Below are 22,917 nucleotides of genomic sequence, written 5' to 3' on the forward strand. Positions count from 1 at the left end.
TTCATGACCGACCGATACGGATCTTTACGGCCTTCCGAAGCTGATCGGAAGATCCTCGTTATGGCGCATGATCCTTCCGCGCAAAAAAGCTGCTTTGAATAAAGGACGACCTTATGAAAGCGCACGAGCTTGGTTATTTCACCGAAGAAAACTCCGCCGAAGTTGTCACCGGCCGGAACAAGAACGCCTCGGATCAACGGCTCAAGGAAATCATGGAAGTCCTGACCCGCAAACTCCATGAGGCCGTAAAGGAGATTGAACCAACCCAGGAGGAATGGTTCCAGGCGATTCAGTTCCTGACCAAGACGGGCCACAAGTGTGACGACTGGCGCCAGGAATTCATCCTGCTTTCCGACGTACTCGGTGTCTCCATGCTGGTCGATGCGGTCAATTCCCGCCGGCCAAGTGGCGCTTCGGAGAACACGGTCCTTGGCCCGTTCCACCTCGGCGACGCGCCTGAATACGAGATGGGCCACAACATCTGCCTCGATGAAAAAGGCGAGGACATGCTCGTCTGGGGCAAAGTCACGGATGTCGAGGGCAATCCGCTTGAAGGCGTCAAGATCGATGTCTGGCAGGCCAACGACGAAGGGTTTTACGACGTTCAGCAAAAAGGCATCCAGCCGGAGTTCAATCTGCGCGGCGTCTTCCGCACGGGGCCGGACGGAAAATACTGGTTCAAGGCCGTCAAGCCGAAACACTACTCGATCCCTGCGGACGGACCGGTCGGAGATCTCCTGAATCGTCTCGGACGTCACCCGTTCCGGCCGGCGCATTTGCATTACATCGTCTCCAAGGACGGCTACGACGAGCTGACGACGCACATTTTCGATCCGGATGATCCGTACATCGATTCTGACAGCGTGTTCGGCGTCAAGAAAAGCCTCATTGCGGATTTCAAGGATACCAACGATCCGGAAAAGGTCGCGGCCGCCGGCTTCGAAGGCCCGAACTATTGGGATGTCGAATTTGATTTTGTGCTGGCTCCGAAGAAAGCAAAGTCATGAGCAAACCCTGCATCATTTGTGTTGCAATTACTGGCTCCCTGCCGCGCAAGGAACATAATCCGGCAGTTCCTGTGACCGTGTCCGAACAAATTGAAAGCACCCAGGAAGCCTTTGAGGCGGGCGCAACGATCTGTCACGCTCATGTACGCAACGACGATCAGAGCCCCAGTTCGGACCCGGACAAGTTCGCACGCCTCAAGGAGGGACTGGAAAAGCATTGCCCCGGCATGATCATCCAGTTTTCGACCGGTGGCCGCTCGGGCGCGGGAAAGACCCGCGGCGGCATGCTGCCACTGAAACCCGACATGGCGTCGCTCTCCGTCGGCTCGAACAATTTCCCAACGAGGGTTTATGAGAACCCGCCGGATCTTGTGGACTGGCTCGCCGGCGAGATGCGGACCTATGGTGTCAAACCGGAAATCGAGGCCTTCGATCTCAGCCATATCGTGCAAGCTGCGGCCATGAACCGGGACGGCCGCATTCCAGGCAACATCTACATCCAGTTCGTCATGGGCGTGAAAAACGCCATGCCGGCAGACAAGGATGTCTTCGATTTCTACGTCAAGACCGTCGAACGCCTGATGCCGGAAGCAGAGTGGTGTGCAGCTGGTATTGGCGCAAGTCAGCTAACCCTTAACGAGTGGTCGATTGCCGCTGGGGGACATGCCCGGACAGGTCTTGAGGACAACATCCGTCTCGACAAGGACCGCCTTGCCCCGTCGAACGCAGCGCTCGTGAAACGCACGGCCGAGATCTGCGCTGCCAATCAGCGGCCCGTGGCAACGCCCTTTCAGGCCCGGGACATTCTCGGCCTTCCGCAACACGCTTGAACCTTTAGACTGGAGACCTTTGATGTCTGATGCCGATCTCGCCGCCGATGCCGCCGCCCGTGAGGCCGCCAGGGCGATGCAGCTTGAAAATCTCAGAGCCGACGAAACAACGTTGCGCCTGCTCTTCACCGAAGCCCGGACGCACTACGGCTGGCAGGACCGGGAGGTTCCGGACGAGGTCCTGAAAGATCTTTATGAGATTGCCAAGATGGGCCCGACGTCCATGAACCAGCAGCCCATGCGCGTTGTGTTCATCCGTTCAGACGACGCCAAGGACCGTCTGGAACCGGCACTGATGGAAGCCAACCGCCCTAAGATGCGATCGGCTCCGGTAACCGCAATCATCGCTTATGACCTCAATTTCTGGGAAGAGCTTCCCAAGGTGTTTCCGCCGAATCCGGCTGCCCAGGACATCTTTAAGAACAATGCCACCGCCGCACAGGTCAATGCCTTCAGAAACGGGACGCTTCAGGGCGCCTATTTCATGTTGGCTGCCCGAGCCGTCGGTCTCGATGTGGGTGCCATGTCGGGCTTCGACAACGCGAAAGTGGATGAAGAGTTCTTCCACGGAACGTCACTCAAGTCGAACTTTCTGGTGAACCTGGGCTACGCCGATACGGATCGTATTTTCAGGCGGTTGCCACGGTTCGACTACACGGACGTCTGCCAGACGCTTTAGGAGGAGGAAGCCATGTCCGGCCCAACAGTCACAAAAGACGACATCCTGAAAGCATCCGCCGGGATGCTTCAAAAACAGCTCTATGTGGTCTTCACCACACCGACCAATGGACTTGGACCGGTTATGGAGAACATTGAAGAGCACCTAAAATTTCAGGTCGATCTGGAGCAGCGCGGCATCATGCTTGGCGCTGGCCCGTTCTGGGCCGATGACGAACACACCTGGAGTGGCGAAGGCATGGTGCTCATTCGGGCGGACAGCCTGGAGCATGCCCGCCAGATTGCAGAAACGGATCCGATGCATTCCTCAGGCGCCCGCAGTTTTACTGTGCGGCCATGGTTACTGAATGAGGGACGCATCACGGTGGAGGTGAATTTCTCGACCGGACGGCACGCGGTGAGCTGAGAACCGCAATTTTGGGAGGAAGTACCATGAAACGCATGCTTGCAGCCCTTGCTGCCGTCGCCTTCAGCGCCGCGGCACAAGCTGAAACCTACAACCTCACCATGGCATCCAGTCACCCGACTGTTCTGCCCTGGGTCGGGCAACTGTCTACATTGGTTGTCGGTGAATCCAACAAACGTCTCGAAGCCATGGGATCCGAGGACCGCATTGAATGGACGGAAGCCTATGGCGGTTCGCTTTATGGCTTCAAGGATACGCTGGAGGCCGTGGGAGATGGCCTGACCGATGCCGGATGGGTAGGCACGCTCTGGGAAGGCTCAAAGATGCCGCTCCAGAACATGACCTATTTCACGCCGTTCGTTTCTGATGATCTCGTTGCAACGCTCAAGATCATGAACGAACTTCACCGTGAAGTCCCGGCATTGCAGAAAGCCTGGGACGACCAGAACGTGGTCTTCCTGGGCGCAAGCGGCGTGGAGACCTACCACCTCCTGACCAACTTCCCGGTTAATTCGCTCAAAGATCTGGAAGGCCGCAAGATCTTGGCACCTGGACCGTCAGCGAATTGGATCAAGCATCTCGGTGCCGTGCCCGTGAACGGAGCGCTGCCAACCTATTACAACCAGATCCAGACCGGTGTGGCAGACGGAATGGTGGTCATCCTGACCGGCGCGTTCCCGAACAAGCACTATGAAGTTGCACCATATGTCACCCTTGTCGGAATTGGGGCGCAGATGACCGGCGGTCTTGGCATCAACAAGGATGTTTGGGACGGATTGTCCGACGACGTCAAAAAAGTCCTGACCGAACTCGGTGAGGAGTACACAGTCGCCCACGCCGAAGAAGTCATGGCACGCTATGACACCTTCCTGAGCAAGCTGCCGGAAGTTGGCGCAACTGTCACCACGCTGCCGGCGGAAGACATTGCAGCATGGGCCGACGGCCTGCCAAACCTCGCCAAGGACTGGTCAGACGCTAATGCAGGCAAAGGCGCTCAGGAAGCACTGGAGGCTTACATGGCGAAAGTGCGCGATGCCGGCCTTGAGCCGCGCATTGACTGGACACAACGGTAAGCGGGGGCCTCGCCGTGGCGATAACACTTAGACAATTCCGCCACGGCGCAGACCGGACGGTGACCGGGGTTTCCTCGCTCACCGGCGCTGTCAGTGCGGCTGCTTCGGTCTGGATTTTCTGCCTGATGCTCCTGATCTGTTCAGACATCATCGGACGGACCTTCTTCAACTCACCTGTCCAGGGTGTGGCCGAGATTGTGGCCAATTCGATCGTTGCGATCGTTTTTCTTCAAGCAGCACACACCGTTATGAGTGGGCGTATGACCCGCACCGATATCCTGATTGGTGCGATCGAGGAAAACCGGCCCTTTGCAGCGGCAGTCATGCGGGTTTTCTTCCATCTCGCGGGGATCTTTGTCTTTGCGCTGATTGCCTGGGGCACCTGGCCGAAGCTGCTCGATGCCTGGGTCGAGAATGAATTCTTTGGCGCTCAAGGGGTTTTCACCGCTCCCGTTTGGCCAATCAAAGCCTGTCTTTTCGGCGGCTCCGTTCTGACCTGTCTTGCCTTCGCCACCCAGGTTCTCAAGGACATCAAGGAAATTCTAAACTCCACCCGTATTGAACCGCTGACAATTCGGCACTCGGTCACGGTAGAGCCGCGCGGTATTCCATTTCTGATCGCCTTCGGATTGGTCCTTGTCCTCGGTTACGCTTTGTTTTTTGCAGATCTCGGGCGCATTGAGATTGGCTTTGCAGCCATCGGTTTCATGTTGCTTCTGATCTTTTCGGGCGCCCACATCGCCGTGGTTTTGATCCTGCTCAGTTTCTTGGGCATCTGGCTGATCCGGGACAATCCGAATGTTGCAATGCGCTCGCTGGCGCTTGCTGCTGACGGGGCCATCAATCGCTACTTGTTCGGTGTCGTCCCGCTGTTTGTCCTGATGGGGTTGATTGTCGACACCGCAGACATCGGCCGGGACGCCTACCGCGTGGCCGCATGGATGCTGCAGAAGATTAAGGGCGGGCTTGGTATGGCAACGGTGGCCGCCAATGCGGTCTTTGCCTCCATCACCGGGATCTCGATCGCCTCGGCAGCGGTTTTTTCCCGTGTCGCCGTCCCGCAAATGGTGGCCAACGGCTACAACAACCGCTTCGCCCTTGGGGTCGTTGCCGGGTCTTCGGTTCTCGGCATGCTAATCCCTCCGAGCCTTCTCTTGATTATCTATGGCGTTTTGGCAGAGCAATCCGTCGGCGCCCTCTTCCTGGCCGCCATCGTTCCGGGCGCTTTGCTGGCATTCGTGTTCGGGGTCGGGATCTATCTGATGGCCCGCTTTCGGCCCAAGATGGTCATGCAAAGTGACCGCCCGGCTGTCATCGAGGGGGAGACCTGGGGCACGGCCGTCGTCAAGCTTATCCCGATCACGGCGTTGGTCGTCATTGTGCTTGGCGGGATCTATTCGGGTGTCTTTACACCCACCGAAGCAGGTGCCGCAGGAGCGGCAGCTGCCATTGTTGTGGCCTTGCTAAAGGGCAGCCTGACCTGGGCCCGGTTCTGGCGGGTTTTGGTCGATACAGGTCTGGTCTCCGTCTCGATCCTGCTCCTGATTATCGCGGCGTCCATGTATTCCCGGATGCTGACCCTCTCGACGATCCCGCAGGAAATCACCATGATGTTCTCCGACGCCGGACTCGGCCTCATGGGTTTCATGATGATCTATCTGCTGCTGGTCATCGTGATGGGCATGATCCTTGATTCCACCTCGATCATGCTGATCCTTCTGCCGCTGTCGCTGCCGATCGTCACCGACCTTGGCGGGGATCTGATCTGGTTCGGCATTGTGACGGTCATTGCCGTGGAAATCGGTTTGTTGACACCGCCCTTCGGGCTCACCGTCTACGTGGTGAAAGCCACAATATCAGACCGGAACACAACCCTTGGCGACATATTCATCGGCACGTTTCCGTTTGTCGTCATGATGACGTTTGTCACCTTGCTGCTGACCTTCATTCCGGCGCTCAGCCTGGTCTTTGAATAGGATCCACCATGCAGTTCGTGGTCTATGCAATCGACAAACCCGATGGCCTCCGGCTTCGTCTGGAGGTTCTGGAAGCGCATCGCCATTTTCTGGGAACAGAACCGGCAAACTACGGTGTAAAGGTTCTGCTATCTGGTCCCCTCACCGAAGACGATGGGTCCACCATGCGCGGTTCCTTCTTCCTGCTTGAAGCTGAAAACCGCGAAAAGATCAAAGAAATGTTTGCCAATGACCCGCTGCAGGCTGCCGGTGTCTGGGCGGAGCAGCACATCTCCGCCGTTACGGTTCGGCAAAACAACATGCCAACAGACCAGTAGAACACACGGGAGAAAAGGAATGCCCGAATTTAAAGGCGGATGCCTTTGTGGCGCGATCCGGTACGAAGTGGCGGCCAAACCGGTCAACATGTGGAACTGTCACTGCACCGATTGTCAAAAGTCTTCCGGGGCCAGCTATGCAACAAATGTGTTTGTGAAGGTTGTGGACCTGACAATCACTAAGGGTGAGCCCGCAAGGTTCCAGCACCAGGCGGACAGCGGCAACACAATGACCAAGGAATATTGCTCCAACTGTGGTTCGCAGCTCTTTAATGGCAATTCCGGACGCCCGGCAATCAAGGTGATAAGGGCGGGCACCATCGATGACCCAAGCTTTGTCGTCCCGCGCGCCAATATCTATGCCTCACGAGCGCTCCCCGCCGCAATTGAGGGAACCAAAATCCCAACCTTCGACGAAATGCCTCCAGATCCATCGGTTTTTTTCAGGAGTTGATTAGGGCCTATGTTTCCCAATGCGCAGACCCAAAAAAGAACAAATTACACTTTGAAATCTCAAGTACGGTCGATGCCGTGGCGGCGCATGCGTTCCCATAAGGTTGTGCGTGAGATATCCAAAAGCTTGGCGGCGTCCTGCAACCGGCCATCGGTTTCATCAAGGGCACGCAAAATGTGGGTGCGTTCTGCCTGATCCCGGACTTCAGCCAACGAGGGAAACCCAATAGAACTGTGTGGCAGGCCAGAGTTTGGGTCGCCGGATGTCTGGGCTGCAGGCTGGAGGATGTGCGCGGTGTTTTCCGGAAACAAATCGAATGGCGTCAGCTCGGCCCCGCCTGCCAGTGCAACGGCGCGTTCAACGCGGTTCCGGAGTTCGCGAACGTTCCCGGGCCAATCATGCTGCTCGGCCGCTGATACTGCAGCAGCTGTGGCAGGTTTTGGAGCAATTCCCATGCGCTGCGCAGCGTTTGCGGCAAAGGCTGTGAGCAGCGGCGCCACTTCTTCCAGACGCTCGCGCAAAGGCGGAATGCGGATCGTCACCACATTGATGCGAAACAGGAGATCCTCCCGAAACACACCGTCTCTGACCGCCTCCTCAAGATCACGGTTCGTTGCGCACACGAGCCGGCCTTTGAAGGCAAGATCCTGTGTTGCGCCCAGCCGCCTGAACTGCCGCTCCTGCAACACGCGCAAAAGCTTCAATTGAAGTTCCGGTCCCGTGTCACCGATTTCATCGAGAAGCAGCGTCCCCTCGCCAACACTTTCCAAAACGCCGATCCGCCTGTCATGTGCGCTGGTGAAGGCGCCTTTCTCGTGCCCGAAGAGCGTCGAATCTGCCAGCTCCGGTGAGAGTTGCCCGCAGTTCACGGCCTCGAAAAGGCGCGATTGTGCAGCGTTCTTGGCGTGCAGATACCGTGCTGCGATTTCCTTGCCGGTGCCGGTTTCTCCAATCAGCAAAACGGGCAAATCAATCTCCGCCAGGCGGTCGAGCATGGAACGCACGCCGCGCATGGATACTGAAAGCCCAAATGTTGAAAACGGGTCATCCAGTTGCGGCGCAAGCGGGCGAAGCAGAAGTTCCTGAATGCGGCTGACAAGCTCATCCAAATTGAAGGGTTTCGCTAGGTAATCCCTGGCGCCATCGCGCACGAGTTCCACGGCCTGATCGACCGAACCATGTGCTGTCATATAGACAATTGGCACCGCACCGTGCTGGCTGAGCACCTCCCGCAGCAAATCGGCGCCGGACCCGTCCGGCAACCGAATGTCCGACAAAACAAAGCTCGGAACCCGTTTGCCAAGAAACTCGCGGGCGGCGGCAAGAGTGGTGGCATGAACGACGGAAAATCCTTCGAGAACAAGACGTTGTTGCAGGGAGGGTCCAAGGACCGGATCGTCTTCCACCAGCAAAATCAGCTCAGACATTATCCGCCTCGTCGGTGCGTTTTGGAATGGTGATGGTGATTACCGTGCCGCTTTGCGGGCGTGTTGAAATCGCCAGCCGGCCATTCACATCATCAATCAGTTGGTGAACCAGCCAAAGTCCAAGGCGCCGCGTTTGTGGCTTCTCCGGAGTGGTGCCGCCGGTTAGGACATTCAGGGCTTCTCCAGGAAGACCGGGGCCGCTGTCGGAGACCTTGATGGTGAGTTGCTCTTCGATCAGCTTGGACTCAAAGGCAACGGAACTGCCAACCGGAGTGGCGTCTATGGCATTCAAGAGCAAGTTGAGCACGATCTGGCGCACGGCTTCCGCGCTGGCAGGGTAGGTTTCCGCGAGCTCCGATTTAAAACTCAAGTCCACCTGTTTGGCGCGCACTTTCGGGTTGATCAAGGTCCGCAAGTCATTGAGATCGTCGGGCTTGAGATCTCTGTTGCCTTCCGGTGGCCGGTAGGTCGACAACATGCTGGCCGCCACATGATCAATGCTTTGCAGGCCCCGGTCGATCAGGTCAATCGTCTGTTCTCGCACTGTTTTGTCGTCCCCAAACCGGCGCAGTGTCGATGTGGCCGCGCTCATCCCGGCAAGCGGATTGCGCACCTCATGCGCGAGCCCTGCTGCAAGGCGAGCCAGCGTGGCCTCCCGCGCATGTTTGTTTTCAGTTTTAGCGATCGCGTCAGCTCGTGCCTGAAGCTCGGCCCGGGTTCTCAGCGCATTTTGCAGACGGCCGATCTCTGTGTTCGCAGACACTGGATCAACCTCAGTATTTGCATCGTAAGAATCGTCGTCGAGAGCCTTGGTGAGGTCATCAATGGGGCGCAGGCTGTATTGTGCGATAAAAAACGTCAGGATTGCTGCGAGGACAGAAAACGCGACATCCACGGCAAGAGCGACACGGCGCCGTTCTTCTTGCTCGGCGCGTTGCCATTCGAGATCAAAGGCCGCACCAAGCAGGATCGTTGAGCCATCGCTCACGGGAAAAGACTGTACAATCAGTTGTTTGTTTGTCGCATCGACAATTTGGATTGCGGCTTCGTTTGGCGGCAGACTGCGATTGGCGTTGAGCCAGTCTTCAAGAGCAAGCTCGGTTGTTCGGGGTTTGGCGCCATTTGCGGTCTCATCGGGGTAGGAGGATGTTATCAAAATTGAGCCGTCCGCCAGGCAACAAACGGCAACAGCTTCGTTGCGCAAAGAGGGTTTGAACCTGGCAGAGGCCGACAGCAAGCCTTCAATTTCCGATAACGGACCATCGGTGACAATCGCTGGTGTGATCAGCCCGGCCAAGGTGTCGAGAAATGCCCCGCCAACTTCGACGCGGAGCTCGGCTTCCCGGCGTTCCAGCTCTTGCAAACCAAAAATGGTTAGAACAACCGCAAACAGCATAACCACCGACGCCATGGCCACCGGCAGCCGCCAAACCAACGGCCAGGATCTCAGCTTTTTTGCACCCGGTCCGGCTAGGCCGGTTTTCTTTTGGTTTTCCGAAGGTGCGTCAGATGGCATATGGGGTCCAGCTAAAGAACAGGGATGGCGCTGCCGCCATCCCCTTGATGTTTTTCAAGAACGTTTGCCATCCTAATGCCAAGGACCGCCTTGGGCTAGGTCCAAACCAGAACGTCCCCCCGCCAATTTGGCGAGATCTTGTCTTGCCAGAAGGTTCCGTACCAGCGGGTCCGCAAAGGTCTTGGAAGGTCCGGAAGGATCACTGCGACGGCGTCAGACACCATTTGTTCCGGCAACAAGGCATCATCCGGTGCGGTCAGTTCCGGGTCTGCGAAGACAACCGGTGTGTTGGCATCGGCAGCACGTTGCTCAATTTCCGCCCGGCTGGCCGCGTCAACGTATCCAAACACCCGAAGTTCTGTCGCAGTCCAAAGCCGTTCTACAAGCGCCAAATCAAGTGCACGCCAGACATCATAAGACCCATCGAACAACACGGTGACGGGACCGGCTCGGGGGACATCGACCGCGTAAAGCGTCGGGCCGGGGTGCATGCTGGCAACACGCAGCAATCCGTCAGGTTGCTTGGTGGCATGGGGGGTTGCAACGCCGACACCATGATCCGCCCATCCGTCCGTTGGTAGAACCAGAAACTCACGCACGTCGCCGACACCGGCCATTGATGCAGCCGCATCACCTTCCTCGTAGACGAGCTCCACTGAAACGCCGAGATCGTCTGAGAGCGAACGCAGATCAGGCAGCCAATGACCGACCTTGTCGCGGATCAGCCGCATCGTCTCGGTGCTATTGTCTGTTGCATCCACATATCCAGTGTCCACAGCGACAACAGCGATGAGCGGGAGGTCTGTGCGTGCTGCAAATTCTGCTGCGCGGCGCGCGAGTTTCGGCGCGGCATCGCCAACTGCTGCAAAGCGGACGCGCTCAGGAGCAACCACATCCTTGAGGGATACGAAACCCGATTTTTCAGCATCGCAGAGCACAGGATCCGCTGACACCGGCACTTCTGTTGCAATGTCTGCTTCAGCTGCGGCCGCCATTCCTTGTAGATCCAAGCGTTCAGCCTGCTTTTCAATCGGCTGCTCTGGCCTTTTCAAAACATCACGCAAGGCATTGTCCGCATCTCCGATCCCGGCCAGCTCAGCGCCGGACAGGTACGCCGCCCGTGCCAGCAAATGACTTGCGACTGGAATCGTCAGGATCAGGAACAACAGGGTCATGCCGCCCATCATCGTTGAATCCAAGCTGGATTTGCTGAGCATGGTCCCGATCAGGACCAGACCAGCACCCAGCGTGCCTGCTTTCGTTGCGGCGTGCATCCGCTGGAAAGGATCGTCAAAGCGCAGCAATCCGATCGTTGCGATCAGCAAGAAGCCAACGCCAACGAATTTCACCAAAAGGGCAATAAGATCAACCATCACGATGCCTCCTGTTGCGCGGCTTTGTTGGCTTTTTGTTTGCCATTGTCCCGGAGGCGACCATCGGTGACAGCGACTTTTCGTTCAAGGAAAGCTGCAAATGCTGCCGTTGCGACAAAAGCGATCAGGGCCAGCGCAAATGCCACATCGAGGAATTCGGACCGGCCGGTTGTCAGCGCGGTCAAGGCGCAGGCGGCCACGGCCAGACCCGTCAGCATATCAATGGCGACAAACCGGTCCGCATAGCTCGGGCCCTTCATGAGACGCAGGGCGGTGAGCGCGAAAGCGCCGATGATCAACAGTACCAGAACCGTGTTGAGGGTCTCAGAAATACCCATAATGCTTTCAGTGCTCATGCGACGGCTCCTTTCTTGGTTACAGTTTGGCTGTGAGCCGGTCCCTCGACAGCCCGAACGCGGGTTTCAAACGTGTCCTTGATGGAACGGATCACGTCCTCGTCGCTTTCCCGGTCCAGAACGTGGACATAGAGCGTCTTGCGGTCATCTGAGATGTGCAGCGAGGTGGTTCCCGGTGTCAGGCTCACGATGTTTGCAAGGGTGGTGATCCCCATGTCTGTCCGCAGGTCGAGCGGGACTGCAACAATGGCCGGCTTCAATTTCTGCTTGTTGGACAAGACGGCGACCGTCACGTCCACTGAGGCTTTTACCAGCTCGATGATAAAGACGCCGCACAGAAGGCCGAAGGCGCCCAAACGCTGTAAAAGGCTAATCATTGGTCGATCCTTTCAAGAGCAGCTTCACCAACTTGGGTCTCTTCACCGAAGAAGGCTGCGATGTAGACATCCGGTTGCGTGAGGGTGATGGAGGCTTTCTCCGCGAACTGAACGAACGGTTCGGCGTAAAAGCCAATTGTGAGCGTGATCGCACCCAGAACTGCGATTGGAGCTATCATCAGGACAGGGACCGGACGCGTTTGAGAACGCTCGATGCCCGGTGCTTTCCAGAACGCTTCCATCCAGATCTTTGTCATGGAGTAGAGCGTTAACAGTCCCGTAAACAGGGCAACGGCTGCCAACCACGCCATGTCGCCCTTGAACGAGGCGTCAACGACGAGAAACTTGGCCCAGAAACCCGACAGCGGCGGCAACCCCGCCAGCGACAGGGCGGGAATGAGAAAGAGCACCGCCAGCCACGGGTGGCTTTTCAGGAGGCCGCCAGATTTCTTTAGGTCGTCCGTCCCGCTTGCCTGACGAATGGCACCGGCCAGCAGGAACAAATTGGCTTTCACGATGATGTGGTGAACGATGTAGAACACCGCACCTGCGATGGCCAAAGGTGTGGCGATCGCAAGTCCCATCAAGATGTAGCCAATCTGCGAAATGATGTGGAACGACAGAATCCGGCGGATGTTCCATTGGACCGCGGCTCCGAACACCCCGGTCACCATGGTGAGCGCTGCAACAACAGCGACGATCTCGCGGATCCCAGACTCCTCAACCGTGAAGAGCAAAGTGAACACGCGGAATGCTGCGTAGACGCCGACCTTGGTGAGGAGACCTGCAAAGATCGCAGAAATTGTGAACGGTGCTGTATGGTAGCTGGCCGGAAGCCAGAAGAACAGCGGAAACACGCCTGCCTTGATGCCAAAGGCACACAAGAACAGGATTGCCGCTCCAACCAGGCCAGGTGTCGGCTCAAGCGTTGGCAGGACCCGCGCAAGGTCGGCGAATGCCAACGTGCCGGCAGCCCCATAGAGCAAGCCGATGGCCATCAGGAACAAGACCGTGCCGAGGAGGTTCAGCAGCGCGTATTTGATCGCACCGTCGATCTGCGCTTTCGTGCGGCCAATCACCAACAGGCCGAGGGACGTGATGAGCATCACCTCGAACCAGACATAGAGATTGAACAGATCTCCGGTCAGGAACGCCCCGTTCACTCCGGCGACCATGCCGAAGAAGAGCGGGTAGAAACCTGCACGCATGTGGATCTGGCGCATATCCCGTAGGCTGAAGATGCCTACACAGAACGCAAGAACGCCCGTGATCATGACCAGAGCCGCTGCGAAGCGGTCTGCCACAAAGGAGATGCCAAATGGCACGGCCCACGAGCCGAATTCAACGGCAAGGATGTCGTAGCGGAGCACGGCCATCGTGAGCAGGACCGAGCAGACCACGATCACGCCCAGGCCGGCAATCGCGACAACGCGTTGGGCCTGAATGTTGCGCCAAAGGATTGCTGTGATCGCTGCAAGTGTCAGCGGAACCAGCACCGGAAAGGCGAGAACAAGCAGATTGTGTGATGTTTCTGTCATTTAACTCAGCCTTGTTTTGGTGCTGATTTTGCTGCGAACGGCGATCCGAGATCTTCTGCGTCATGCATCTGGCTCGTATCCATGGTGCCCAGCGACTTGTAGCCTTTCACGGCGAGCGCGACGGCATAGGCGGTAAGAGCAAAGCCAATCACAATCGCCGTCAGTACCAGCGCTTGCGGCAGTGGATTGGCGGCATAACTGCCCAACACTTCCGCATCTTGCCGGATGATCGGCGGGGTGACCGAGCCAAGCCGGCCGGACAGGAAGATCAGCAGGTTGGCCGAAGCGGCGAGCAGGGCGACACCCAAAATGATCCGCACGATGTTCTGTGCAAGGATCATGTAGATCCCAGCTCCTGCAACGATGGCGATGGTCGCCGCATAAACGTAGATCATGCCGACGCTCCTTGAGTTGAGATGTTGGATTTCGTGACATCGTCAGCTGCAGTGGTGGCGTCATCGCCGCCACTGTTTTGCTGTTGAACCCGAATGAGGAAGGCGAGAACGCCGCCGATCACTGTCAGGTAGACACCAATGTCGAAAAGATAGGTGGTGCCAAGCTTCAACGAGGTAACGCCGAGGTTCAGGTTGACCCATTGGTGTGTGAGGAACGACTCGTTGATGATCGCGCCCGGGACACCGGACAGGATGGCCAGCGTCAAACCGATACCCATCCAGGCGACTGGATGCAGGAGCAGTCTCCGACGTGCGAAGTCGACGCCCAAGGCCAGTGCGAGCACTGCAAACCCTGCTGAGGCAATCAAGCCACCGATGAACCCGCCGCCCGGTTCGTTATGACCGCGGAACAGAACCCAGACGGACACAATGAGCATCAGGAAGAAGAACATCCGTGCCGTCGTTTCGAAGATCAAAGACGGCACGGCGCGGTTTGTGGCAACGCCCGCCTTTGCGGTCTTCGATGGCGGATTGCCGCCGGTCAGGACCGCCCATGCTGCGATGGCCGCGAATGCGACAACGGCAATCTCTCCAAGCGTATCCAGAGCCCGGAAGTCGACAAGGATCACGTTGACCACGTTGCGACCAAACGCTTCAGACAGGCTGGTGACGGCGTAGTATTCTGTGACCGTCGGATTGAACGGCTTGGCCGCAATTGACAGGAGCACGACAAACAACGCACCGGCAAAGACGGTCGACAACAGCGCGTCCCCTGTCCGCAGGTCAAACTTGGAATAGCTGCGAAGGCCATCGGCAATCGCTGGCATCTTCACCAGGACCGCAGAGACGATGACGACCAGAAGTGTCTCGACAAGGAACTGTGTCAGAGCCAGGTCAGGTGCGCCGTTCTTCAAGAAGACCAATGCAATACCATAGCCCGAAAGCCCCACGCCGACGAGTGAGACGACCATCGAACGGGAGATCGCAGCAACGATGCCCCCAAGTGCGATGAGCGTACAAACGATCAAGAGGTACGGCCGGATTTCGTCCGCAGCGAGCGGCGGCAATGTGAGGCCGGCAGCTCCAGCAAAGGTTTCACCGGCGAGAACTGCGTAGGCCAGAGCACCCGTGACCACGGCAATGGTCACAGCGACGTAGGTCCGCATCTGACCGTTCTGAATTGTGCGTGTTGTGCTCTGCGCAAGGCTAAGGAGACCGCCGAAAATCGCGTCATAGCCCTTCTCAAAGGAAAAGCGATCGATGAACGACAGGCGCAGCATGGCCTCATGGATCGGTGTCCATTTCCAGACGAGAAGGCCGCCAATCAGAACAACCAGAGCGGACAGGCCAAGCATTGGTGTGATACCATGCCACAGCTCGAAGGACACATAGAACGGAGCACCCTGGAGGGCGACAGCCGCCGGCCCGACGATGAAGTACTGCGGGATATCTGCGAACAGGCCGAAGAATACGCCGAGGGCTGCCAGAACAACGGGTCCGGTAGTCATCCCGATCGTTTCGCCATGTTTCGGTTTTTCAGTGTAGGCCGTTGCTTTGCCGAAGAACGGACGAAGCGCGAAGATACCTGCAATTGCGACCAGGACTGAGTTCACCAGCACTGCAACAAACGTCACGACGGCCGCAAAGGACGAATCGAGTTTTGCCTCGAAGACATATTCCTTGGCGATGAACCCGACGAACGGCGGCAGTCCGGCCATGGACAAGCTGGCGAGGATTGCCGCGATTGCGGTCAGCGGCAGCAGGCCGAAGAGTGCACCAAGATCCCGGACCCGCGTTGCTCCGGTCGCGTGAATTACAATGCCTGCACAGAAGAACAGCGCGGCTTTGTAGAGCGAGTGGGCGAGAATGAATCCGGCGATGCCGATCGAGCTGCCTGGACCCTGAAGGCCGATGAGCGTCACCAGAAGGCCGAGGGAGGCCACTGTCGAATACGCAAGAATGGCTTTCAAACCATCAGCCCGAAGTGCCATCAGTGCGGCAACCAGCATCGTGGTCAGGCCAACGGCAACCATGATTACGATCACGGTCGGCGAGGCGCTCAAGATCGGGTCGAACCGGGCCAGCAAGAAGATGCCCAGCTTCACCATTGTTGCAGAATGGAGATAAGCGGAGGCCGGTGTCGGCGCCTGCATTGCATTCGGCAGCCAGAAATGGAACGGGAACTGCGCGGACTTGGTGAAGGCACCGATCAGGACCAGGGCGGCAATCACACCGAACCATGTGCTGTCGGTCACCAGGCCTGGGTTGCTTGTGATTTCAAGCAGCGAGAAGGTGCCGGCTTCCATACCCATGATGAGCAGACCGCCGAACAGCGCCAAACCGCCACCGGCGGTGATCACCAGCGACTGCAGTGCTGCCTTCCGTGCTTCAATCGAGGTGGAATTGAAGCCGATGAGCAGGAAGGACAAGAGGCTCGTCATTTCCCAGAAGACGAACATCACGATCACGTTGTCGGACAGAACGGTGCCAAGCATCGCCGCCATGAACATCAGGATGTAGCTTAGGAAGCGTCCCCGGTCGTCTGCGGGTTTTTCCGCAAAATAGGACCCCGCATAGAGAACCACCAGGGACCCGATGCCTGTGATCATCAAGGCGAACAACAGGGAAAACCCATCCAGCCGCACATCGAAGTTGATGCCGAGCGACGGAACCCATTGCACCGTCTGGAGGATTGTCGGAACGCCCTCGCCATACGCCATAACAGGCACGTAAGTCATGAAGGCCACAAACAGGCCTGCAGGCAACAGTGCGGCGACGGGGCCGGCAGACTTGCCGAGCCGCGGCAGGACCAGGAAGCTGAGCGCAGCACCTAGAAAAGCGATCACCAGCAAGCTTGGAATGGCCTCTCCGGGCATCCAGCTGGCGATAGCAGAGCTATCAAGCGTGTTTGAAAACATGTTGGCACCTCAATTGATCGTCTCTCCGACGTTTGCAATTGCAGTGCCATCCGGCCTTGTTACGTAAATTCAATAAGTTACGAGTAGTGCTCTGTTGGCAGTGTTCGGGCTTCCGAACACCTTTTTCAAGCTCATGTTCGGAAACCTGAACACGCGTTTCCGACGGTGATATGCGCCGGTGGAACTTCGCTGTTCGCTACTCTCAACGCACTCGCTTACTCAAAGAGGGACCGTCAAACAACGGTTGCCCAGTTTCTGCAGTCCTCTCAGATGAGGGCGCGAAAGCGATCACGTGTTGCACCGTTTCCAGGGCTTCAGAGTCGCCTGCACCATTTGGGCGCATGGCCCTTTGGGCACGCTGGCTCAGGCTTTCAGTCAAATTGAGAAGATTGCTGGCTATGTCTTGTGTCGAATTCCGGTTCATTACGCCCTCCGCGTCTGTGCGGGGCATAAACTGGAACAGAGTTGGATGCAGGCATCTGGCCTGTGGTCAAGAGTACCATATCGTCCTTCTCCGCCGGAGCACCCCGCCCGGGTTTGAGTTACAGAACGATGGCAGGTCTCCTGACTTGCGGGTCTTAGCTTCCCTGAGCCTTCCCGGGATCTCCCAGTGGCCAGTTCAAGGTTGCTCACCGCTCACAGTTGCGGGGGCAGTCACGGATTTGGCATTGGATTCATCGCCGCACCGTATTCCCTTTTCATCCCAAGGTGAGCATGTCACCGCCGGAAACCATCATCATCAGTCTCACCTGCCATGTGGAGCGTGTCAACTCGTCCGAATAGGCGACAGGCATAAGTACTGAAGGCGGCGATGGGTCGCCGCCTTCTTATAATATGTTACTCAGCTTGCATTCTGTTTGCCGAGTGCCTCGAGCAGTGTGCCGAGATTGTGCTGGAACATGGCCTCGTAGCTGGTCGCAGGTCCGCCGCGTTCCGACAGGGCGTCAGAGAACAGACGTCCACCGATTTCGATGCCGGTTTCATCGGAGATCTGCTGGACAAGTGCCGGGCTGGTGATGTTTTCAACGAAGAGGGCGGCAGCGCCTTGCTCTTTCAGCTGCGCGATCAATAAGGCAAGATCCCGCGCGGACGGCTCGGCTTCGGTGTCGATGCCGACCGGTGCGAGGAAGGTTAGTCCGTAAGCGTCGGCGAGATAGCCGAAGGCGTCATGCGCCGTGACGACTGTGCGGCGGTCTTCCGGAAGTGCGGCAAGCTTCTTGCGGGTTTCCTTGTCGAGGGCTTCCAGCCTTGCAATATAGGCGTCCGCGTTTGCGGTGAAGTCATCGGCATGCTCGGGCAGGGCCTTGCCCATGGCATCGGCGATGTTGCGCACGTAGATGGCGCCATTTGTCAGAGAATTCCAGGCGTGCGGATCGGTTTCTCCGTCGACCTTCACGGGAATGACGCCTTCAGTGGCCACAAAGACGGTTGCCTCGGTGCCGGATTCCTTGATCAAGGTGTCCGACCAGGTTTCAAAGCCAAGGCCATTGACGAAGATCACATCGGCCTTCGCAACCGCTTTCGCATCGGCGACCGACGGCTGATAGACGTGGGCATCGGCATCGGGACCAACGATTGTGGTCACGCTGGCATAGTCGCCCGCCACCTGCTCGACCATGTCGCCAAGGATCGAGAAGCTGGCGACGACCTTTACATCTTCATGTGCGGCAGCCGGCAAAGTGACAAACGCGAGCGATGTAGCCGCAATACTGGCCGCCAGGGATTTCAAAAGGCTCATTGGGTTCTCTCTTCAATGTAGGTTTGTTCGATAGAAGGTATTGTCTTGGGTGACGGTTTGCGCAGGCGGGCGCCGAATCCGAGCGGTCCGAAGAGGGCCGAAATCAGGAAGAAACCGCCGGCCACCAGGACGATGGCAGGCCCCGAGGGAGTCTCGGGAAACAGGTAGGAAAGGGTCAGCCCGATCCAGCAGCTGGCAAGGGCAAAGAAAAAGCCCAGCACCAGCTGGCCGGTAATCGTGCTTGCCCAATAGCGGGCAGCTGTCGCCGGCAAGATCATCAGGCCGACTGCCATCAACGTTCCCAGCGTCTTGAAGGCGGCAAGAAGGTTCAGCACCAGAAGCAGCATGAAGCCCTGATCGACCAGCCACGGCCGCTTTGTCTGGGCCTCGAAGAAGATGGGATCGCAGGTGCTGATGATGAGGGGGCGGAGCAGGATTGCAAAGGCGATCAGGGTCACGGCCGCAACACCGCCGACCAGCATCATCGAGGCGTCGTCAATTCCGAGGATGGAGCCGAACAGAAAGCTTTTCAGCGGCACGGCGGACCCGGCCGCCGACAGAATGAAGATCCCGGCAGCCAGGGCGATAAGATAAAGGGACGCCAGGCTGGCATCGCTGCGCAGGATTGTTTTGCGCGCAAGAAGAGCAGTCAGGATCGCAACACCCACGCCGGCGACGAGCCCACCGACCAGCAAGGAGACCACAGACAAACCAGCCGTGACAAACCCGATGACGATGCCGGGCGTGATCGCATGCGCCATGGCTTCTCCGGCAAGGGATAGCCGCCGCAGGACCAAAAATGCTCCGATCGGGGCCACAGAGGCCGAAAGGACGGTGGTGGCGACGAACGCCCTTCGCATGAAGGCGAAGTCCCACATCTCCGCAATAAGCTCAAACATAGGCAGCCTCCCGCTGTTGGGCGTTGCCCCGGAACATCCAAGAGGCCTGACTTTCGGACATGTAACCTTGTTTAACGAGCCGGTCCGGCGTCAAAACCTCGTCGACGGTTCCCTGGGCTGCCATGCCACCTCCCAGAAGCAATGCATGGCTGCAGTGATCGAGAACGGAGGACAAGTCATGCACAACAAGCACGACCGCCCGGCCTTCGGCGCGCCAGCGATCGATGATTGAAAGGAGGTGCGCTTCGGTGCTTTGGTCAACCGCAGCGAAAGGTTCATCGAGCAGGATCAAGGGAGCGTCTTGCAGGATCACGCGGGCAAACAGGGCTCGCTGCAGCTGCCCGCCGGACAGCGTGTGGAGCGACCGGTCTGCCAGATCCAGAATGCCGGCTTCCTCAAGCGCCGCGGCCACCCGGTTCCGCCCGGCGCGGCCAAGGCCTGACCAAAGGCCAAATCCGCGCCAGGCGCCCATGGCTGCCAGATCCCGGACCCGGATCGGGAACCTGCGGTCAAATTCGGTCAATTGTGCCAGATAGCCGACTTCCTGCGGGCGCCCGGCCGGCCAGGTGACACGGCCGGCAAGGGGATCCATCAACCCAAGCAGCATCTTGACGAAGGTGCTCTTGCCCGAGCCGTTGGCGCCGAGCACCGCCAGGGTGGTTCCGGCCTGAATGTCCAAAGACAAATGCTTGAACAACGTCAGTTCGGGATACCCGAGAGCGAGATTCCGGATTTCAACAACTGCCGTCATCAAAGCACCGCCAGAATTGCAAGCCAGAGCGCGGCGGACAGAGCGGCGGCACCGCCGATGAGGGCTGGCAGGCTCATTTCCGTCAAGCACGGCAAACGGCTTGCCGGAAGCTCCTTTGAAGCAGCGCGCCGGGTCACCGGGACAACTCGCGATGTTTGTGAATGACGGGGATCAGGCCGGCTGTGCTGACCCGGTTATCGCCGTGGGCTGGAAAATTGTTTCGAATCGCAATCGGGCGCATCGCCACCTCCGATGAGACGGGGGCATGGCGGGACCATATTGTCGAACGGCAGTGTTAGCCGCGTGGCACATTGGCTTCTCCCTCCGGGACACCCCGCCCGGGTTGTTGTGGTTGCGATGGCAGGTCTCCTGACTCGCGGGTCGAAGCTTTCCCGTACCTTCCCGGGCCATGCGATCATGGGCCCAGTGGCGTCGTTCGGGGTCGCTCTCCGCTCACAGTTGCGGGGGCAGTCACGGATTAGGCGCCCTTTCGGCTCTTCCTCACCGTGTTCCCTTTTCATCCCGCAGCGATTTCGTTCCGCGGGAACCATCAGCGTTCAGACTATTTGTGCAGACGCGAATGATCAATACGGAATTTATCTTATTCAACGAGACCTTACAGACCATTCAATAGCTGGTGCAAAAACCAGGACAGAGCGTGTTAGACACGCGAGTTTTTGCCGTCAGGCATCGCCCTGCAACAAAGCCTCGGCCTCAATTTCCACCTTGTGATCGCCGATCAATCCGGCAACGACCACAAGTGTGTTTGCCGGCTTGATGTCCGAGAAAACGCGGCCATGGGCGCGGGAGATGTCGAACACATCGGCCTCATCCGTGATGAAGATGCGTGTTCGAACGACATCATTTGCAGTCGCGCCAAGCGCCGAAAGCGCGGCAAGGATCTTGTCGAGAATGAAGGTGGTCTGTGCGGCGGCGTCTTCTGGGGCAACGGCCCGGGACGCTCCGGCCACCGCGGTCGTGCCCGAGACAAGAATACGGTTGCCGATCCGGTGGGCTCGGCAATATCCGGCAATCTCTTCCCAGTCGGATCCTGTCAAAACATGAGTTGCATCCGGACGGTGAGGTGCCGGGGCTGCCGCATGAGCACGCGGCATTTCTGACAGGTGATGACTGAGATCACCGGAGGCCGTTAGAAATGGCGAGCGGCGGTATTCATCGCCGCAGTCCCCTGGGACCGGTGTTGTTTGTGAAAAAGCCTTGTCCAACTGCGAGGTGTCTTCTTCGTCGAGGGCGAACGAGAAAAGCTTTGCATTGTCCGCCATATGCTCGCTTTCACCGAGCCGGGCACCGACAATGACACCAGCGACGGCCGGTTGCTCCAAAACCCAGCGCGTCGCCACGTTTGCAAGTGAGACGCCGTGTTTTTGCGCTATGGAGTTTGCCGCTTTCAAGATCGCCTGAAATCCGTCCCAGCCACCGGCAGCATCGATGAAGCGCTTGTACTTCATTTTCGACCAGTCGGTGATGTCTGCGGGTTCAGATTTGCCGAGCCAGCGATCCGACAGGAAGCCGCCACAAAGCGTGCCGTAACCAAGTAACCGGACGTCTCTTTCCGCACACAGATCGGACAAGGGGCCAAGCGCCCTGCGGTCGATCATGGAAAATGAAACCTGATTGCTCACAAGCGGAATGCCGTCCGAAAGGGCAAGGCGCAGGTGCGCGGCATCAAAATTGGTGACGCCGAGGGCCTTGATCAGGCCCTCGTCTTTCAGTTTCGCCATTTCATGAAGGGCGTCCAGCCAGGCGGGATGTTCAAAACTCCACCAATGAAACTGCAGGAGATCAACGCAGTCCGTGCCCAGCCGGTCGAGCCGTTCCTGCACACCCGCGCGCACGACATTGGCCGTCATCGGGCCTGGTTCCGGGCACCATTTTGTGAAGACCTGAGGGCGGTCCTGTCCATCATGGCGCGCAAGCAATCGCCCGGAGATGATCTCAGCGCTGCCATAGTGGTCGGCCATGTCGAAGGTGGAAAACCCGGCCTTCAGATAGGCTTCCAGGTGATCTGCCCCTTTCTCAGGATCGAGTTCCGAACCATTCTTTTCGATATCGGCGACCTGCCAGAGGCCTGTCAAAACACGGCTGATTTCCAGGCCGTCAGCTAGGATCTGGCGCGGCGGATGGACGGTCATGAGTGGATCCTTCAGGTTTCCGGCAGGAGCAGCTTGAAACTGCGTTCAATGTCCAGGGCAAGAGCCTTTTGCGCGGCTGTACGGTCTTTGGCGCGCAATGCTGCGATGATCTCTTCGTGATGGATGTGTTCCGGGATTTCCGAGGCGGCCTTTTCCTGAACGACGAGGTTTAAAAAGGCGCCGTACTGGAGCCACAACGCCTCAACGAGCGGCAAAATGACCCGGGAGCGGGACTGCCGGTAAAGGGTAAAGTGAAATTCGTAGTTTTGGGTGAGGTCCGGTAGGTCGCCTTCGGGCCGTGGCCGGGCAATGATCGCCGCGAGGGTGTCGACCGCAGCGTGATCCATGTGGCCCATGGCTTCATCGAGCAGGATTGCCTCAAGTGCCAGGCGTGCAGACTTCAGCTCACGCATTCGGTCGGCATCAAATGGCGGCACCTCCAGTGTCCGGCTGGGCGTATCCACCAACGCCCCCTCAGCCACGAGGCGGCGCACGGCTTCCCGCACCGGCGTCATTGAGGTGCCGAGCTGATCAGCCAGTGTGCGCAGACTTACACTTTCTCCCGGAGCAAAAACGCCGCGCGTGAAAGCGTCACGCAACTCTTCATAGACGCTTTCCCTCAGTTTCGACTGGTCGATCCTGGCAATCTTTGGCTCGTTCATCCCTATGCCTTTGGCCGCGTTGGCTTCTTGTCTTGACAATCCGGTTTTGAGACATGGTATAAAATATCACAGA

General features: G+C 57.9%; 22 protein-coding genes and 2 riboswitches. Of the genes, 8 read left to right on the forward strand and 14 right to left on the reverse strand.

Translation table 11 applies throughout. The features are described from left to right. Window positions 1-113: 113 nt before the first annotated feature. The 8 genes from RBB44_RS02520 (at window position 114) to RBB44_RS02555 (ending at window position 6,741) form a co-directional block, all read left to right on the forward strand. Window positions 114-1,007 (forward strand): intradiol ring-cleavage dioxygenase, encoded by an 894-nt coding sequence (locus RBB44_RS02520; RefSeq protein ID WP_306148282.1) that lies wholly within the window; start codon window positions 114-116, stop codon window positions 1,005-1,007. Then, entirely contained in the window at window positions 1,004-1,837 is an 834-nt protein-coding gene (locus tag RBB44_RS02525) for a 3-keto-5-aminohexanoate cleavage protein (RefSeq protein WP_306148283.1), read from the forward strand. Before RBB44_RS02520 ends, RBB44_RS02525 begins: the two co-directional genes overlap by 4 nt. Before the next feature lie 76 nt (window positions 1,838-1,913). Continuing rightward, entirely contained in the window at window positions 1,914-2,516 is a 603-nt protein-coding gene (locus tag RBB44_RS02530; RefSeq protein ID WP_306148345.1) for a malonic semialdehyde reductase, read from the forward strand. Window positions 2,517-2,528: 12 nt separating this feature from the next. Further along, entirely contained in the window at window positions 2,529-2,921 is a 393-nt protein-coding gene (locus RBB44_RS02535; protein ID WP_306148284.1) for a YciI family protein, read from the forward strand. Between the two features lie 26 nt (window positions 2,922-2,947). Beyond that, a complete protein-coding gene (locus RBB44_RS02540) occupies window positions 2,948-3,994 on the forward strand; it encodes a C4-dicarboxylate TRAP transporter substrate-binding protein (protein WP_133952531.1) in 1,047 nt (348 codons plus the stop codon). 14 nt (window positions 3,995-4,008) lie between these two features. Then, entirely contained in the window at window positions 4,009-5,970 is a 1,962-nt protein-coding gene (locus RBB44_RS02545; RefSeq protein WP_306148285.1) for a TRAP transporter large permease subunit, read from the forward strand. 8 nt (window positions 5,971-5,978) lie between these two features. Continuing rightward, window positions 5,979-6,287 carry a YciI family protein gene (locus RBB44_RS02550; RefSeq protein WP_306148286.1) on the forward strand — a complete coding sequence of 103 codons (309 nt, stop codon included), beginning with the start codon at window positions 5,979-5,981 and terminating at the stop codon, window positions 6,285-6,287. Between the two features lie 19 nt (window positions 6,288-6,306). Further along, the gene (locus tag RBB44_RS02555) at window positions 6,307-6,741 is read left to right on the forward strand and encodes a GFA family protein (RefSeq protein WP_306148287.1); all 435 of its coding nucleotides are present in this window, start codon (window positions 6,307-6,309) and stop codon (window positions 6,739-6,741) included. A 59-nt stretch (window positions 6,742-6,800) separates the two neighbouring features. On the opposite strand, the gene RBB44_RS02560 is transcribed toward RBB44_RS02555, so the two are convergent. The 14 genes from RBB44_RS02560 to RBB44_RS02625 all read right to left on the reverse strand — a co-directional run bounded on the left by RBB44_RS02560 (window position 6,801) and on the right by RBB44_RS02625 (window position 22,844). Continuing rightward, window positions 6,801-8,168 (reverse strand): sigma-54 dependent transcriptional regulator, encoded by a 1,368-nt coding sequence (locus RBB44_RS02560; protein ID WP_306148288.1) that lies wholly within the window; start codon window positions 8,166-8,168, stop codon window positions 6,801-6,803. After that, window positions 8,161-9,684 carry a HAMP domain-containing sensor histidine kinase gene (locus tag RBB44_RS02565; RefSeq protein WP_306148289.1) on the reverse strand — a complete coding sequence of 508 codons (1,524 nt, stop codon included), beginning with the start codon at window positions 9,682-9,684 and terminating at the stop codon, window positions 8,161-8,163. The genes RBB44_RS02560 and RBB44_RS02565 overlap by 8 nt, the downstream gene beginning before the upstream one ends. A gap of 95 nt (window positions 9,685-9,779) precedes the next feature. After that, window positions 9,780-11,057 (reverse strand): monovalent cation/H(+) antiporter subunit G, encoded by a 1,278-nt coding sequence (gene mnhG / locus RBB44_RS02570; RefSeq protein WP_306148290.1) that lies wholly within the window; start codon window positions 11,055-11,057, stop codon window positions 9,780-9,782. After that, window positions 11,057-11,413, reverse strand: coding sequence for a monovalent cation/H+ antiporter complex subunit F (locus RBB44_RS02575; RefSeq protein WP_306148291.1), 357 nt, complete (start codon window positions 11,411-11,413; stop codon window positions 11,057-11,059). The genes mnhG and RBB44_RS02575 overlap by 1 nt, the downstream gene beginning before the upstream one ends. Beyond that, window positions 11,410-11,790: a Na+/H+ antiporter subunit E gene (locus RBB44_RS02580; RefSeq protein WP_306148292.1), complete on the reverse strand. Its 381-nt coding sequence runs from the start codon at window positions 11,788-11,790 to the stop codon at window positions 11,410-11,412. Before RBB44_RS02580 ends, RBB44_RS02575 begins: the two co-directional genes overlap by 4 nt. After that, window positions 11,787-13,328: a Na+/H+ antiporter subunit D gene (locus RBB44_RS02585; protein ID WP_306148293.1), complete on the reverse strand. Its 1,542-nt coding sequence runs from the start codon at window positions 13,326-13,328 to the stop codon at window positions 11,787-11,789. The genes RBB44_RS02580 and RBB44_RS02585 overlap by 4 nt, the downstream gene beginning before the upstream one ends. Window positions 13,329-13,333: 5 nt before the next feature. Next, window positions 13,334-13,723 carry an NADH-quinone oxidoreductase subunit K gene (locus tag RBB44_RS02590; RefSeq protein ID WP_209172494.1) on the reverse strand — a complete coding sequence of 130 codons (390 nt, stop codon included), beginning with the start codon at window positions 13,721-13,723 and terminating at the stop codon, window positions 13,334-13,336. Continuing rightward, on the reverse strand, window positions 13,720-16,641 hold the full coding sequence (gene mbhE, locus RBB44_RS02595) for a hydrogen gas-evolving membrane-bound hydrogenase subunit E (protein WP_306148294.1): 2,922 nt from the start codon (window positions 16,639-16,641) through the stop codon (window positions 13,720-13,722). The genes RBB44_RS02590 and mbhE overlap by 4 nt, the downstream gene beginning before the upstream one ends. 536 nt (window positions 16,642-17,177) lie before the next feature. Beyond that, a riboswitch (cobalamin riboswitch) is annotated at window positions 17,178-17,391 on the reverse strand. A 91-nt stretch (window positions 17,392-17,482) separates the two neighbouring features. Then, window positions 17,483-18,379 (reverse strand): metal ABC transporter solute-binding protein, Zn/Mn family, encoded by an 897-nt coding sequence (locus RBB44_RS02600; RefSeq protein ID WP_306148295.1) that lies wholly within the window; start codon window positions 18,377-18,379, stop codon window positions 17,483-17,485. After that, on the reverse strand, window positions 18,376-19,278 hold the full coding sequence (locus RBB44_RS02605) for a metal ABC transporter permease (protein WP_306148296.1): 903 nt from the start codon (window positions 19,276-19,278) through the stop codon (window positions 18,376-18,378). Before RBB44_RS02605 ends, RBB44_RS02600 begins: the two co-directional genes overlap by 4 nt. Continuing rightward, complete coding sequence (locus tag RBB44_RS02610) at window positions 19,271-20,029, reverse strand: metal ABC transporter ATP-binding protein (RefSeq protein WP_306148297.1); 759 nt, start codon at window positions 20,027-20,029, stop codon at window positions 19,271-19,273. The genes RBB44_RS02605 and RBB44_RS02610 overlap by 8 nt, the downstream gene beginning before the upstream one ends. Further along, window positions 20,029-20,166, reverse strand: a complete 138-nt coding sequence (locus RBB44_RS02615; protein WP_306148298.1) for a hypothetical protein — start codon at window positions 20,164-20,166, stop codon at window positions 20,029-20,031. The genes RBB44_RS02610 and RBB44_RS02615 overlap by 1 nt, the downstream gene beginning before the upstream one ends. A gap of 204 nt (window positions 20,167-20,370) precedes the next feature. Then, window positions 20,371-20,596, reverse strand: a riboswitch (cobalamin riboswitch). A 116-nt stretch (window positions 20,597-20,712) separates the two neighbouring features. Beyond that, on the reverse strand, window positions 20,713-22,182 hold the full coding sequence (locus tag RBB44_RS02620) for an aldo/keto reductase (protein WP_306148299.1): 1,470 nt from the start codon (window positions 22,180-22,182) through the stop codon (window positions 20,713-20,715). An 11-nt stretch (window positions 22,183-22,193) separates the two neighbouring features. Beyond that, the gene (locus tag RBB44_RS02625; protein WP_306148300.1) at window positions 22,194-22,844 is read right to left on the reverse strand and encodes a GntR family transcriptional regulator; all 651 of its coding nucleotides are present in this window, start codon (window positions 22,842-22,844) and stop codon (window positions 22,194-22,196) included. Window positions 22,845-22,917 lie beyond the last annotated feature (73 nt).

It is taken from the genome of Roseibium sp. MMSF_3247 (assembly GCF_030733765.1).
Taxonomy (GTDB): Bacteria; Pseudomonadota; Alphaproteobacteria; order Rhizobiales; family Stappiaceae; genus Roseibium.

Excerpts from the sequence above, each read along its gene's own strand:
- RBB44_RS02520 (WP_306148282.1), top strand. The coding sequence starts at position 114 with ATGAAAGCGCACGAGCTTGGTTATTTCACCGAAGAAAACTCCGCCGAA.
- RBB44_RS02525 (WP_306148283.1), top strand. The coding sequence starts at position 1,004 with ATGAGCAAACCCTGCATCATTTGTGTTGCAATTACTGGCTCCCTGCCG.
- RBB44_RS02530 (WP_306148345.1), top strand. The coding sequence starts at position 1,914 with ATGCAGCTTGAAAATCTCAGAGCCGACGAAACAACGTTGCGCCTGCTC.
- RBB44_RS02535 (WP_306148284.1), top strand. The coding sequence starts at position 2,529 with ATGTCCGGCCCAACAGTCACAAAAGACGACATCCTGAAAGCATCCGCC.
- RBB44_RS02540 (WP_133952531.1), top strand. The coding sequence starts at position 2,948 with ATGAAACGCATGCTTGCAGCCCTTGCTGCCGTCGCCTTCAGCGCCGCG.
- RBB44_RS02550 (WP_306148286.1), top strand. The coding sequence starts at position 5,979 with ATGCAGTTCGTGGTCTATGCAATCGACAAACCCGATGGCCTCCGGCTT.
- RBB44_RS02555 (WP_306148287.1), top strand. The coding sequence starts at position 6,307 with ATGCCCGAATTTAAAGGCGGATGCCTTTGTGGCGCGATCCGGTACGAA.
- RBB44_RS02560 (WP_306148288.1), bottom strand. The coding sequence starts at position 8,168 with ATGTCTGAGCTGATTTTGCTGGTGGAAGACGATCCGGTCCTTGGACCC.
- RBB44_RS02565 (WP_306148289.1), bottom strand. The coding sequence starts at position 9,684 with ATGCCATCTGACGCACCTTCGGAAAACCAAAAGAAAACCGGCCTAGCC.
- mnhG (WP_306148290.1), bottom strand. The coding sequence starts at position 11,057 with ATGGTTGATCTTATTGCCCTTTTGGTGAAATTCGTTGGCGTTGGCTTC.
- RBB44_RS02575 (WP_306148291.1), bottom strand. The coding sequence starts at position 11,413 with ATGAGCACTGAAAGCATTATGGGTATTTCTGAGACCCTCAACACGGTT.
- RBB44_RS02580 (WP_306148292.1), bottom strand. The coding sequence starts at position 11,790 with ATGATTAGCCTTTTACAGCGTTTGGGCGCCTTCGGCCTTCTGTGCGGC.
- RBB44_RS02585 (WP_306148293.1), bottom strand. The coding sequence starts at position 13,328 with ATGACAGAAACATCACACAATCTGCTTGTTCTCGCCTTTCCGGTGCTG.
- RBB44_RS02590 (WP_209172494.1), bottom strand. The coding sequence starts at position 13,723 with ATGATCTACGTTTATGCGGCGACCATCGCCATCGTTGCAGGAGCTGGG.
- mbhE (WP_306148294.1), bottom strand. The coding sequence starts at position 16,641 with ATGTTTTCAAACACGCTTGATAGCTCTGCTATCGCCAGCTGGATGCCC.
- RBB44_RS02600 (WP_306148295.1), bottom strand. The coding sequence starts at position 18,379 with ATGAGCCTTTTGAAATCCCTGGCGGCCAGTATTGCGGCTACATCGCTC.
- RBB44_RS02605 (WP_306148296.1), bottom strand. The coding sequence starts at position 19,278 with ATGTTTGAGCTTATTGCGGAGATGTGGGACTTCGCCTTCATGCGAAGG.
- RBB44_RS02610 (WP_306148297.1), bottom strand. The coding sequence starts at position 20,029 with ATGACGGCAGTTGTTGAAATCCGGAATCTCGCTCTCGGGTATCCCGAA.
- RBB44_RS02620 (WP_306148299.1), bottom strand. The coding sequence starts at position 22,182 with ATGACCGTCCATCCGCCGCGCCAGATCCTAGCTGACGGCCTGGAAATC.
- RBB44_RS02625 (WP_306148300.1), bottom strand. The coding sequence starts at position 22,844 with ATGAACGAGCCAAAGATTGCCAGGATCGACCAGTCGAAACTGAGGGAA.